6 protein-coding genes and 2 rRNA genes are annotated in these 12,415 nt (G+C 67.7%); 5 read left to right on the forward strand and 3 right to left on the reverse strand.

All coding sequences use genetic code 11. The features are described 5' to 3' along the window. The first annotated feature begins 201 nt into the window (after positions 1-201). Together OG871_RS25705 and rrf are read left to right on the forward strand one after the other, a co-directional pair. Positions 202-3,323: ribosomal RNA gene (locus OG871_RS25705) — 23S ribosomal RNA — on the forward strand. An 87-nt stretch (positions 3,324-3,410) separates the two neighbouring features. After that, positions 3,411-3,527: ribosomal RNA gene (rrf, locus tag OG871_RS25710) — 5S ribosomal RNA — on the forward strand. A 76-nt stretch (positions 3,528-3,603) separates the two neighbouring features. On the opposite strand, the gene OG871_RS25715 is transcribed toward rrf, so the two are convergent. Continuing rightward, a complete protein-coding gene (locus tag OG871_RS25715; protein ID WP_371499682.1) occupies positions 3,604-4,401 on the reverse strand; it encodes a VOC family protein in 798 nt (265 codons plus the stop codon). 331 nt (positions 4,402-4,732) lie between these two features. Between OG871_RS25715 and OG871_RS25720 the strand changes: the two genes are divergently transcribed. The 3 genes from OG871_RS25720 to OG871_RS25730 all read left to right on the forward strand — a co-directional run bounded on the left by OG871_RS25720 (position 4,733) and on the right by OG871_RS25730 (position 9,701). Then, positions 4,733-6,916: an ATP-dependent RecD-like DNA helicase gene (locus OG871_RS25720; protein ID WP_371499684.1), complete on the forward strand. Its 2,184-nt coding sequence runs from the start codon at positions 4,733-4,735 to the stop codon at positions 6,914-6,916. Positions 6,917-7,141: 225 nt separating this feature from the next. Beyond that, entirely contained in the window at positions 7,142-8,431 is a 1,290-nt protein-coding gene (locus OG871_RS25725) for a citrate synthase (RefSeq protein WP_371499685.1), read from the forward strand. Between the two features lie 550 nt (positions 8,432-8,981). Next, positions 8,982-9,701, forward strand: a complete 720-nt coding sequence (locus tag OG871_RS25730; RefSeq protein ID WP_371499687.1) for an SDR family NAD(P)-dependent oxidoreductase — start codon at positions 8,982-8,984, stop codon at positions 9,699-9,701. 38 nt (positions 9,702-9,739) lie between these two features. On the opposite strand, the gene OG871_RS25735 is transcribed toward OG871_RS25730, so the two are convergent. Both OG871_RS25735 and OG871_RS25740 read right to left on the reverse strand, forming a co-directional pair. Continuing rightward, positions 9,740-12,010 (reverse strand): heavy metal translocating P-type ATPase, encoded by a 2,271-nt coding sequence (locus tag OG871_RS25735; RefSeq protein WP_371499689.1) that lies wholly within the window; start codon positions 12,008-12,010, stop codon positions 9,740-9,742. Between the two features lie 74 nt (positions 12,011-12,084). Beyond that, a complete protein-coding gene (locus OG871_RS25740; RefSeq protein ID WP_371499691.1) occupies positions 12,085-12,369 on the reverse strand; it encodes a heavy-metal-associated domain-containing protein in 285 nt (94 codons plus the stop codon). Between the last annotated feature and the right edge of the window lie 46 nt (positions 12,370-12,415).

Genomic DNA, 12,415 nt, shown 5'->3' on the forward strand with positions numbered 1-12,415 from the left:
GTTGAAGCCGTCAGTACTGTCCTTCGGGGCGTGGAACGCGAGTGGATGGCGGGTGTGTCGGGCACGTTGTTGGGTCCTGAGGGAACGGCCGGTTGGTCGTTGCTTCAGTGAGCCGGTCCTACTTGATGTCCGCCTGTTGGTGGGTTGATGGTGGGTGTCTGGTCGTTGTTTGAGAACTGCACAGTGGACGCGAGCATCTGTGGCCAAGTTTTTAAGGGCGCACGGTGGATGCCTTGGCACTAGGAACCGATGAAGGACGTGGGAGGCCACGATAGTCCCCGGGGAGCCGTCAACCAGGCTTTGATCCGGGGGTTTCCGAATGGGGAAACCCGGCAGTCGTCATGGGCTGTCACCCATACCTGAACACATAGGGTATGTGGAGGGAACGCGGGGAAGTGAAACATCTCAGTACCCGCAGGAAGAGAAAACAACCGTGATTCCGGGAGTAGTGGCGAGCGAAACCGGATGAGGCTAAACCGGAGTGGTGTGAGACCCGGCAGGGGTTGCCACTTCGGGGTCGTGGGAAAGTTCTTCAGTCGTCTGCCGGCGGCTGGGTGAGTCAGAAACCGTATGGGTAGTCGAAGGACATGCGAAAGGTCCGGCGTAGAGGGTAAGACCCCCGTAGACGAAACTTGTACGGCTCACTTGAGCTTCTCCCAAGTAGCACGGAGCCCGAGAAATTCCGTGTGAATCTGGCGGGACCACCCGCTAAGCCTAAATATTCCCTAGTGACCGATAGCGGATAGTACCGTGAGGGAATGGTGAAAAGTACCGCGGGAGCGGAGTGAAATAGTACCTGAAACCGTGTGCCTACAAGCCGTGGGAGCGTCGGATGTGCAGCTTGCTGTGTGTCTCGTGACTGCGTGCCTTTTGAAGAATGAGCCTGCGAGTTTGCGGTGTGTAGCGAGGTTAACCCGTGTGGGGTAGCCGTAGCGAAAGCGAGTCCGAATAGGGCGGTTGAGTTGCATGCCCAAGACCCGAAGCGGAGTGATCTAGCCATGGGCAGGTTGAAGCGCGGGTAAGACCGTGTGGAGGACCGAACCCACCAGGGTTGAAAACCTGGGGGATGACCTGTGGTTAGGGGTGAAAGGCCAATCAAACTCCGTGATAGCTGGTTCTCCCCGAAATGCATTTAGGTGCAGCGTCGTGTGTTTCTTGCCGGAGGTAGAGCACTGGATAGGCGATGGGCCTCACCGGGTTACTGACCTTAGCCAAACTCCGAATGCCGGTAAGTGAGAGCACGGCAGTGAGACTGTGGGGGATAAGCTCCATGGTCGAGAGGGAAACAGCCCAGAACACCGACTAAGGTCCCTAAGCGTGTGCTAAGTGGGAAAGGATGTGGAGTCGCAGAGACAACCAGGAGGTTGGCTTAGAAGCAGCCACCCTTGAAAGAGTGCGTAATAGCTCACTGGTCAAGTGATTCCGCGCCGACAATGTAGCGGGGCTCAAGTACACCACCGAAGTCGTGTCATTCACATATATAGGCCCAACGGCTGTGTGGATGGGTAGGGGAGCGTCGTGTGCCGGGTGAAGCAGCGGAGGAATCCAGTTGTGGACGGTACACGAGTGAGAATGCAGGCATGAGTAGCGATACAAGAGTGAGAAACTCTTGCGCCGATTGACCAAGGGTTCCTGGGTCAAGCTGATCTGCCCAGGGTAAGTCGGGACCTAAGGCGAGGCCGACAGGCGTAGTCGATGGACAACGGGTTGATATTCCCGTACCCGCTTTGAAGCGCCAACGTCGAACCTCTTGATGCTAAGCCCGTGAAGCCGGCCCGGAGTCTTCGGACAAAGGGACGTGGTGGAGCCGGTGACCCAACAGGGTAGTAGGTGAGCGATGGGGTGACGCAGGAAGGTAGTCCAGCCCGGGCGGTGGTTGTCCCGGGGTAAGGGTGTAGGCCGAGTGATAGGCAAATCCGTCACTCATTGAGGCTGAGACCTGATGCCGAGCCGATTGTGGTGAAGTGGATGATCCTATGCTGTCGAGAAAAGCCTCTAGCGAGTTTCATGGCGGCCCGTACCCCAAACCGACTCAGGTGGTCAGGTAGAGAATACCGAGGCGTTCGGGTGAACTATGGTTAAGGAACTCGGCAAAATGCCCCCGTAACTTCGGGAGAAGGGGGCCATTCCTGGTGACGAGTCTTGCACTCCGAGCTGGGGGTGGCCGCAGAGACCAGCGAGAAGCGACTGTTTACTAAAAACACAGGTCCGTGCGAAGCCGTAAGGCGATGTATACGGACTGACGCCTGCCCGGTGCTGGAACGTTAAGGGGACCGGTTAGTCACATTTCGGTGTGGCGAAGCTGAGAACTTAAGCGCCAGTAAACGGCGGTGGTAACTATAACCATCCTAAGGTAGCGAAATTCCTTGTCGGGTAAGTTCCGACCTGCACGAATGGCGTAACGACTTCTCGACTGTCTCAACCATAGGCCCGGTGAAATTGCATTACGAGTAAAGATGCTCGTTTCGCGCAGCAGGACGGAAAGACCCCGGGACCTTTACTATAGCTTGATATTGGTGTTCGGTTCGGCTTGTGTAGGATAGGTGGGAGACTTTGAAACCCAAACGCCAGTTTGGGTGGAGTCGTCGTTGAAATACCACTCTGGTCGTGCTGGATGTCTAACCTGGGTCCGTGATCCGGATCAGGGACAGTGTCTGGTGGGTAGTTTAACTGGGGCGGTTGCCTCCTAAAGAGTAACGGAGGCGCCCAAAGGTTCCCTCAGCCTGGTTGGCAATCAGGTGTTGAGTGTAAGTGCACAAGGGAGCTTGACTGTGAGACTGACGGGTCGAGCAGGGACGAAAGTCGGGACTAGTGATCCGGCGGTGGCTTGTGGAAGCGCCGTCGCTCAACGGATAAAAGGTACCCCGGGGATAACAGGCTGATCTTCCCCAAGAGTCCATATCGACGGGATGGTTTGGCACCTCGATGTCGGCTCGTCGCATCCTGGGGCTGGAGTAGGTCCCAAGGGTTGGGCTGTTCGCCCATTAAAGCGGTACGCGAGCTGGGTTTAGAACGTCGTGAGACAGTTCGGTCCCTATCCGCTGTGCGCGTAGGAGTGTTGAGAAGGGCTGTCCCTAGTACGAGAGGACCGGGACGGACGAACCTCTGGTGTGCCAGTTGTCCTGCCAAGGGCATGGCTGGTTGGCTACGTTCGGGAGGGATAACCGCTGAAAGCATCTAAGCGGGAAGCCTGCTTCGAGATGAGCACTCCCACCTCCTTGAGAGGGTAAGGCTCCCAGTAGACGACTGGGTTGATAGGCCGGATATGGAAGCCCTGTGAGGGGTGGAGTTGACCGGTACTAATAGGCCGAGGGCTTGTCCTCAGTTGCTCGCGTCCACTGTGTTGTTCTGAAACAACGACCCCGCACCGTTTGGTCACGGGTGTGGTGCGGTTGACAGTTTCATAGTGTTTCGGTGGTCATAGCGTGAGGGAAACGCCCGGTTACATTCCGAACCCGGAAGCTAAGCCTCAAAGCGCCGATGGTACTGCAGGGGGGACCCTGTGGGAGAGTAGGACGCCGCCGAACAATCTTTCAGAGAAGCCCCTCCCGGGTCACCCGGGAGGGGCTTTTCGCGTTCCCGGACCGGACCGGCCGGGCCGGATCAGCCGGTGAGGACGGCGAACTCCGCCCCCTGCGGGTCGGCGAGGCGGGCGCAGCGACCGAGCCCGGGCGTGTGGCGGGCAGGCGTGCGGAGTGTCGCGCCGAGTCCGAGCGCGTCGGCGACGGCCTGGTCGACCTCCTTGACCTCCAGGTACGGCAGCCAGTGGGAGCGGAGGCCCGTGGCGGCCTCGGCCGGGTGGAGTTGGCGGATCCCGGCGTGCCCGTCGAGTCCGTCCGCGCCGGTTGGGCTGCCGGCGGCCCGGGTGAGCACGGTGTAGGTGCCGCCCTCGAACGGGATGTCCTGCCCCCGCCATCCGAGGGCGCTGCGGTAGAACGCTTTGGCGGCAGCGGTGTCGGTGCTGAACAGCTCCGTCCAGCCGAGGGAGCCGGGCCCGTCCGCGAGGGTGGGCTGAGCGCCGAGGGCGAATCGGGCGCCGGTGGGGTCCGTGAAGGCGGTACTCCGGCCGGGTGAGCCCCCGGGGGGCCCCGGCAGCGGAGTTCCGCCGGCGGCCCGTACGCGTCGGACGGCGGCGGAGGTGTCCCGGACGGCGAAGGCCGGCAGCCAGGTCGCAGCGGCGTCCCGGTCGTCGGCCGGTATCCACCGTGCGACCACCTCCTCCGCGAGCCGGAACAGGCCACCGGGGCCCGTGGCGGCGGGTTCGTGGCGCCACCCGAGCAGGGCTGCGTAGAAGGCGCCTGACGCGGCCGGCTCGGAGCTGCACAGAATGGGTGGCGCGAGCACCGGCGGCGTGCGCACGGATGGTTGGTCGGTGGTGTGGCGGGCTCCGGTCGTGGCCATGCGTGGTGCTCCCGTACTCCCGTACTCCCGTCCCCCCGTGGTCACGTGGGCTGCTGCCCTGACGCGGCCGGGCCGGGTCGGCCTCTCTGCATCGTCGGTGTCCCGCCGGCGGGCCACAACCGGGGCCGGGGAACCCCGTCCGCGGATGTCGGCGCCGAGCGGTACGGTGCGTAGCGGACGGTCACCAGTAGCGAGAGGGGGCCCAGTGGCCACGCAGCAGCGACAGGCGGCTGAGCCGAGGGGAAGTCAGCCCGGTGTGCGCCCCCGGGTTCAGGCCCAGGTCCAGGCTGAGCCTCAGCCCCAGGCTCAACCGCAGCGTCAGCTCGCCCAGGTGGAGGGGGTGCTGGAGCGGATCACCTACGCGAACGAGGAGACCGGCTACACGGTGGCCCGGGTCGACACGGGGCGCGGGGCGAACGACCTGCTGACGGTGGTGGGCGCGCTGCTGGGGGCGCAGCCGGGGGAGTCGCTGCGGCTGTTCGGCCGGTGGGGGTCGCATCCGCAGTACGGCAAGCAGTTCACGGTGGAGAACTACACGACCGTGCTGCCGGCGACGGTGCAGGGCATCCAGCGGTATCTGGGGTCGGGGCTGATCAAGGGGATCGGGCCGAGGTTCGCCGAGCGGATCGTGGCGCAGTTCGGGGTGGACACGCTCGATGTGATCGAGCAGCAGCCGGGCCGGTTGATCGAGGTGCCGGGGCTGGGGCCGAAGCGGACCAAGATGATCGCGGCTGCCTGGGAGGAGCAGAAGGCCATCAAGGAGGTGATGGTCTTCCTGCAGGGTGTCGGGGTGTCGACCTCGTTGGCGGTGCGGATCTACAAGAAGTACGGCGACAGCTCGATCGGGGTGGTGAAGAACGAGCCGTACCGGCTGGCGGCCGATGTCTGGGGCATCGGGTTCCTGACGGCGGACCGGATCGCGCAGTCGGTGGGTATCCCGCACGACAGTCCGGAGCGGGTGAAGGCCGGCCTGCAGTACGCGCTGTCGCAGAGCAGTGACCAGGGGCACTGCTACCTCCCGGAGGAGCGGCTGATCGCCGACGGGGTGAAGCTGCTGCAGGTGGATGTGGGTCTGGTGATCGACTGCCTGGCGGAGCTGGTGACGGAGGAGGGGGTGGTGCGGGAGAGCGTGCCGGGGGCGGAGGGTCAGTCGATCACTGCGGTGTACCTGGTCCCGTTCCACCGGGCGGAGATCTCGCTGTCGAACCAGTTGCTGCGGCTGCTGCGCGCGGACGCCGACCGGATGCCGGGCTTCGCGGACGTGGACTGGGAGGCGGCGCTGGGCTGGCTGGCGAAGCGGACGGGGGTGGATCTGGCACCGGAACAGCAGGAGTCGGTGCGTCTCGCGCTGACCGAGAAGGTCGCGGTGCTGACCGGCGGTCCGGGCTGCGGCAAGTCGTTCACGGTGAAGTCGATCGTGACGCTGGCGCTGGCCAAGCGGGCGAAGGTGGTGCTGGCGGCGCCGACCGGGCGGGCGGCGAAGCGGCTGGCGGAGCTGACGGGGGCGGAGGCGTCGACCGTGCACCGGTTGCTGGAGCTGCGGCCGGGCGGCGACGCGGCGTACGACCGGGACCGGCCGCTGGACGCGGACCTGGTGGTGGTGGACGAGGCGTCGATGCTGGATCTGATCCTGGCCAACAAGCTGGTGAAGGCGGTGGCGCCGGGGGCGCATCTGCTGTTCGTGGGGGATGTGGACCAGTTGCCCTCGGTGGGGGCCGGGGAGGTGCTGCGGGACATGCTGGCGCCCGGCAGCCCGGTGCCGTCGGTACGGCTGACCAGGATCTTCCGGCAGGCCCAGCAGTCGGGGGTGGTGACCAACGCGCACCGGATCAACGAGGGGCTGCCCCCGGTGACGGAGGGGCTGTCGGACTTCTTCCTGTTCGTGGAGGACGACACCGAGCGGGCGGCCGGCCTGACGGTGGACGTGGTGGCGCGGCGGATCCCGCAGAAGTTCGGTCTGGACCCGCGCCGGGACGTCCAGGTGCTGGCGCCGATGCACCGCGGTCCGGCCGGTGCGGGGAATCTGAACACGCTGTTGCAGGCGGCCGTCACGCCGGCGCGGGAGGGGCTGCCGGAGCGGAGGTTCGGCGGGCGGACGTTCCGGGTGGGGGACAAGGTGACCCAGATTCGGAACAACTACGAGAAGGGGCAGAACGGCGTCTTCAACGGCACGGTGGGGGTGGTGACCTCGCTGAGCGTGGACGATCAGCGACTGACGGTCCTGACCGACGAGGACGAGGAGGTGCCGTACGACTTCGACGAGCTGGACGAGCTGGCGCACGCGTACGCGGTGACCATCCACCGTTCGCAGGGCAGCGAGTACCCGGCGGTGGTGATTCCCGTCACTACCTCGGCCTGGACGATGCTGCAGCGGAATCTGCTCTACACCGCCGTGACGCGGGCGAAGCGACTCGTTGTGCTCGTCGGGTCGCGGAAGGCGATCGGGCAGGCCGTCAGGGCCGTCAGCGCAGGTCGGCGGCATTCGGCCCTGGATCACCGGCTGGCAACTGGATGATCGGCCAAGGGTCCGCTACGGTCGGAGGTTGTCTTGACGTGAAGAGATTTAGGGCGGAACCTGGTCAGGTGCCGATCTTGTCCGGTTCATACCGGCTGCGGCGAGAGCTTTTGTAGGACGGGCCCCTTTCCGGCCCACCCCGAGTGCGCGGCCATCCTCCGGATGGGGGATCGTAGAGACGGTCAGGGCACTCGGAAGAGGATTCATTTCGTCGGTGAGGAAGACGTGAGCGACAAATCGGTAGTACTGCGGTACCAGGACGACGAGTTCGAGTACCCCGTCGTCGAGAGCACTGCGGGCAACGCCGGCTTCGACATCTCGAAGCTGCTCCCGCAGACCGGTCTGGTCACCCTGGACAACGGCTTCGGCAACACCGCGGCGTACAAGTCGGCGATCACCTTCGTCGACGGTGACAACGGCATCCTGCGCTACCGCGGCTACCCGATCGAGCAGCTCGCCGAGCGCGGCAACTTCGCCGAGACCGCGTACCTGCTGATCAACGGCGAGCTGCCGACCGCCGACCAGCTTGCGACCTTCTCCAACGAGGTCACCCAGCACACCCTGCTGCACGAGGACGTCAAGCGCTTCTACCAGGGCTTCCCCCGGGACGCGCACCCGATGGCGATGCTGTCCTCGGTGGTCGGCGCGCTGTCGACGTTCTACCCGGAGAGCCACAACCCGTTCGACGCGGCCCAGCGCCACCTGTCGACGGTCCGGCTGCTGGCGAAGCTGCCGACCATCGCGGCGTACGCGTACAAGAAGGCGATGGGCCAGCCTTTCGTCTACCCGCGCAACGACCTGAGCTACGTGGAGAACTTCCTCCGGATGACCTTCGCGGTCCCGGCCGAGGACTACGAGCTCAACCCGGTGATCGTCAACGCGCTGGACAAGCTGCTGATCCTGCACGCGGACCACGAGCAGAACTGCTCGACCTCCACGGTGCGTCTGGTCGGTTCCAGCCACGCGAACCTGTTCGCCTCGGTCTCGGCCGGTATCTCCGCCCTGTGGGGCCCGCTGCACGGCGGCGCCAACCAGGCCGTGCTGGAGATGCTGGACCAGATCAAGAAGGACGGCGGCGACGTCGACGCCTTCATCCGCAAGGTCAAGAACCGCGAGGACGGCGTGAAGCTCATGGGCTTCGGTCACCGCGTGTACAAGGCCTTCGACCCGCGCGCCGCGCTGGTCAAGGAGCTGGCGCACGAGGTCCTCGGTCAGCTCGGCAAGTCCGACGAGCTGCTGGACATCGCGCTCAAGCTGGAGGAGCACGCGCTCAGCGACGACTTCTTCGTCTCGCGCAAGCTCTACCCGAACGTGGACTTCTACACCGGCCTGATCTACCGCGCCATGGGCTTCCCGACCAGCATGTTCACCGTGCTGTTCGCGCTCGGCCGGCTGCCGGGCTGGATCGCCCACTGGCACGAGATGATCAACGACCCGGGCAGCCGGATCGGCCGTCCGCGGCAGATCTACACCGGCACCGCGATCCGCGACTACGTGCCCGTCGAGGCCCGCTGACCCCGGCACCGCGCGAGAGAGGGCCCGGCTGCACTGGCAGCCGGGCCCTCTCGCCGTACCCGGACGGATTCTGGCCGTCCGTGGCGCGGAAACTGCGCGCACGACGCCCGGGAGCGTCCGTGACCCGGAAACGGCCGCTCAAAGCGTCCCGGGCCAGGCTGCACCCCGGCGTCGTGCGCCAAGGCCGTCGACCAGTCGACGGCCGTCCCGGGGCCCGCCGGAGCCCCGTCGGCGGCAGAGGCCGAGGGCGGTGACATTGCCGTTCCACCGTCGCCGCGCCGAAAGCTGCCGCGCTGTACAAGGTAAGACGTAACTGGGGGCGCAAAGTTACGGGTAGGGGGTGTGAGTTGGCTCTCTCCACGCTCCGTGTGCGCCTCGTGCCACCCCCGAACCTCCGGTCCCGGAGCCCATACCACACCGAACGCCCGGCGCGCTGCGTCACCCTCCCCGCAGTCATCGCAACCCAGCGTGATAGGAATCGTCTCATTCCGGACGGACCGCTCCGCATGTGCGGCGGGAGTGGTGGACCGGGCAGGGAGGGAGTGCGCAGATGGCCAGGAACGTCGTTGTGACCGGTGGCGGCACCGGTATCGGGTACGAGGTGGCGCGCAGGTTCGCCCAGGCCGGTGAGCGGGTGGTGATCGTCGGGCGGCGGCGGGCGGTGCTGGAACGGGCCGCGGTCGAGCTGGGCGACAACGTGACCCCGCTGGTCTGCGACCTCGCCGACCCGGACGCCGTCGAGGCCGCCCTGGCGGGGCTGCCCGACCGGATCGACGTCCTGGTGAACAACGCCGGCAGCCGGGAGACCGTGATCGGCGCCGGGCCGCATGCGGTGCTGGCCCGCTGGCGCGGCGACTTCGAACGCAACGTGCTGACCGTGGTGATGCTCACCGAGGCGATCCGGGACCGGCTCACCCCGGGCTCAGGCCGGGTGGTCACCGTCAGCTCCATCGCAGCGCTGCGCGGCGCGGGCTCCTTCGGGGCCGCCAAGGCCTCGCTGCACGCCTGGAACCACTTCCTGGCCGCCCAGCTCGGGCCCTCGGGGATCACCGCCAACATCGTGGCCCCGGGCACCGTCTCGGGAACCGAGTTCTTCGGACCCCGGCTGGACGAGGCCGAGGTCTCCCGGCGGGCCGCCCGGACCCTGGTCGGCCGGATCGGCGAGTCTGGCGAGGTCGCCGCAGCCGTCTACTTCCTGGCTTCCCCGGACGCCGGGTTCATCACCGGCGAGATCCTGCACTGCAACGGCGGCGAGCTGCTCGGGCGGTGATCCGCCCGAGCGGCCCGGCCGCTCGTCGTACCCCGGGCTCAGCCGGCGTCGAAGCTGCGCAGCCGCAGGCTGTTGGTGACCACGAAGACCGAGGAGAAGGCCATCGTGGCGCCGGCCACCACCGGGTTGAGAAGCCCGGCGGCGGCCAGCGGGATCGCGGCGACGTTGTAGGCGAAGGCCCAGAACAGGTTGCCCTTGATGGTGGCCAGGGTCCGGCGGGAGAGCCGGATCGCGTCCGCCGCGGAGCGCAGGTCGCCCCGGACGAGGGTCAGGTCGCCGGCCTCGATCGCCGCGTCCGTCCCGGTGCCCATGGCCAGTCCCAGGTCGGCCTGGGCCAGCGCGGCGGCGTCGTTGACCCCGTCGCCGACCATCGCCACCGAGCGGCCCTCGGCCTGCAGCCGCTTGACCGCGGCCACCTTCTGCTCCGGCAGCACCTCGGCCAGCACGTCCTCGGGGGCGATGCCCACCTCGGCCGCCACCGACTCGGCCACCGCGCGGTTGTCGCCGGTCAGCAGCACCGGGCGAAGGCCGAGTGCGCGCAGCTCGGCGACCGCCCGGGCGCTGGTCGGCTTCACCGTGTCGGACACCTCCAGGACCGCCCGCGCGGCGCCGTCCCAGCCGACCGCCACCGCCGTCCGGCCGGCCGCCTCGGCCCGCCGCTTGGCCTCCGCCAGTGCGGGCGGCAGGTGCTGGGCCCGGTCGGCGAGCAGGGCCTCGTGGCCGGCCAGCACGGTGTGCCCGTCCACCACGCCCCGTACGCCGCGGCCGGGGATGTTCTCGAAGTCGGTGACGGCGGGCAGCGCGCCCAGCCGGTCGGCGGCCGCGCCGGCCACGGCGGCCGCTATCGGGTGCTCCGAGGCGTGCTCCAGCGCGCCCGCCAGCCGGAGGGCCTCCTGCTCGGTGGTGCCCTCGGCGGTGTGCACCGCCACCAGCGCCATCCGGCCGGTGGTCACGGTGCCGGTCTTGTCGAGCACGATGGTGTCCACCCGGCGGGTGGTCTCCAGTACCTCGGGACCCTTGATCAGGATGCCCAGCTGGGCGCCCCTGCCGGTGCCGACCATCAGGGCGGTGGGGGTGGCCAGACCGAGGGCGCAGGGGCAGGCGATGATCAGAACGGCCACGGCGGCGGTGAAGGCCCCGGTGGGGCCGCTGCCCGCCAGCAGCCATCCGACCAGGGTGCCCAGGGCGATCAGGATGACCACCGGGACGAACACCGCGGAGATCCGGTCGGCCAGCCGCTGGGCGGCGGCCTTGCCGTTCTGCGCCTCCTCGACCAGCTTCGCCATCCGGGCCAGCCGGGTGTCGGCGCCGACCCGGGTGGCCTCGACGACCAGCCGTCCGCCGGCGTTGACGGTCGCGCCGGTGACCGGGTCGCCGGGCGCGACCTCGACCGGGACGGACTCGCCGGTGAGCATCGAGGCGTCCACGGCCGAGGTGCCCTCGACCACGGTGCCGTCGGTGGCGATCTTCTCGCCGGGCCGGACCACGAAGCGGGCGCCGACCGTGAGCCGCGAGACCGGCAGCCGGACCTCGCGGCCGTCCTGGAGGACCGAGACGTCCTTGGCGCCCAGGTCCAGCAGGGCGTGCAGGGCGGCGCCGGCCCGGCGCTTGGAGCGGGCCTCGAGCCAGCGGCCGAGCAGGATCAGGACGGTGACGGCGGCGGCGGTCTCCAGATAGAGGGTGCTGGAGGCGTCCGTCCCGCCGACCGCCAGGGTGAAGCCGTGGCGCATGCCGGGCATCCCGGCATGGCCGAGGAACAGGGCCCAGACCGACCAGCCGAAGGCGGCGAGCGTGCCCAGGGAGACCAGCGTGTCCATGGTGGCCGCGCCGTGCTTGAGGTTGGTCCAGGCGGCGCGGTGGAAGGGCAGGCCGCCGTGGACGACGACCGGGCCGGTCAGGGCGAAGGCCAGCCACTGCCAGTTGTCGAACTGCAGGGCGGGGACCATCGAGAGCAGTACCACCGGGACGGTGAGGACCGCGCTGATCAGCAGCCGCTCGCGCTGAGGGTCGGGCTCCGTGGCCGGCTGTTCGGGCCCGGCGGGCTGCGCGGGGGGCTCCGGGGGCGCGGGGAGCTCGGCGGTGTAGCCGGTCCGCTCGACCGTCGCGATCAGGTCGGCCACGCTCACGCCGGAGCCGAACGCGACCCGGGCCCGCTCGGTGGCGTAGTTCACCGTGGCCTCGACGCCGTCCATCCGGTTGAGCTTCTTCTCGATCCGGGCCGCGCAGGAGGCGCAGGTCATCCCGCCGATCGACAGTTCCACCCGCTCGGTGACGGCCGCGGTGGGTTCTATGCCTTGGGTGGTGCTCATGGCTGAGTCAGCTCCTATCGGAGAGCGTAGGCGGAGGCGGCCGGGTTGTCGTCGGGCCGCCCCCGCGCCGGGGCTCAGGCCGCCCGGCCGACCAGCGCGAATCCGGCCTCGTCGACGGCGGCCCGGATCTGGTCGTCGGTGAGCGGAGCGGAGGTGGACACGGTCACCGTGCCGGCCTTGGCGTCGGCCGCGACCTCGGTGACGCCGGGCAGCGCGGAGACCTCGGCGCTGATCGACTTCTCGCAGTGGCCGCAGCTCATGCCGGTGACGGTGTAGGTGGTGGTGCTGGACACGTGGACCTCCGGGAGTAGGGCGGCGCAGGCGGCTGCCCGCGGGTCTGACTGCTCACACAACACCATACCCCCCAGGGGTATTTCCGGGCGGGCTGGTGGATGTGGCCTGGAT

Origin of the sequence: Kitasatospora sp. NBC_00374 (assembly GCF_041434935.1) — a bacterium.
Taxonomy (GTDB): Bacteria; Actinomycetota; Actinomycetes; order Streptomycetales; family Streptomycetaceae; genus Kitasatospora.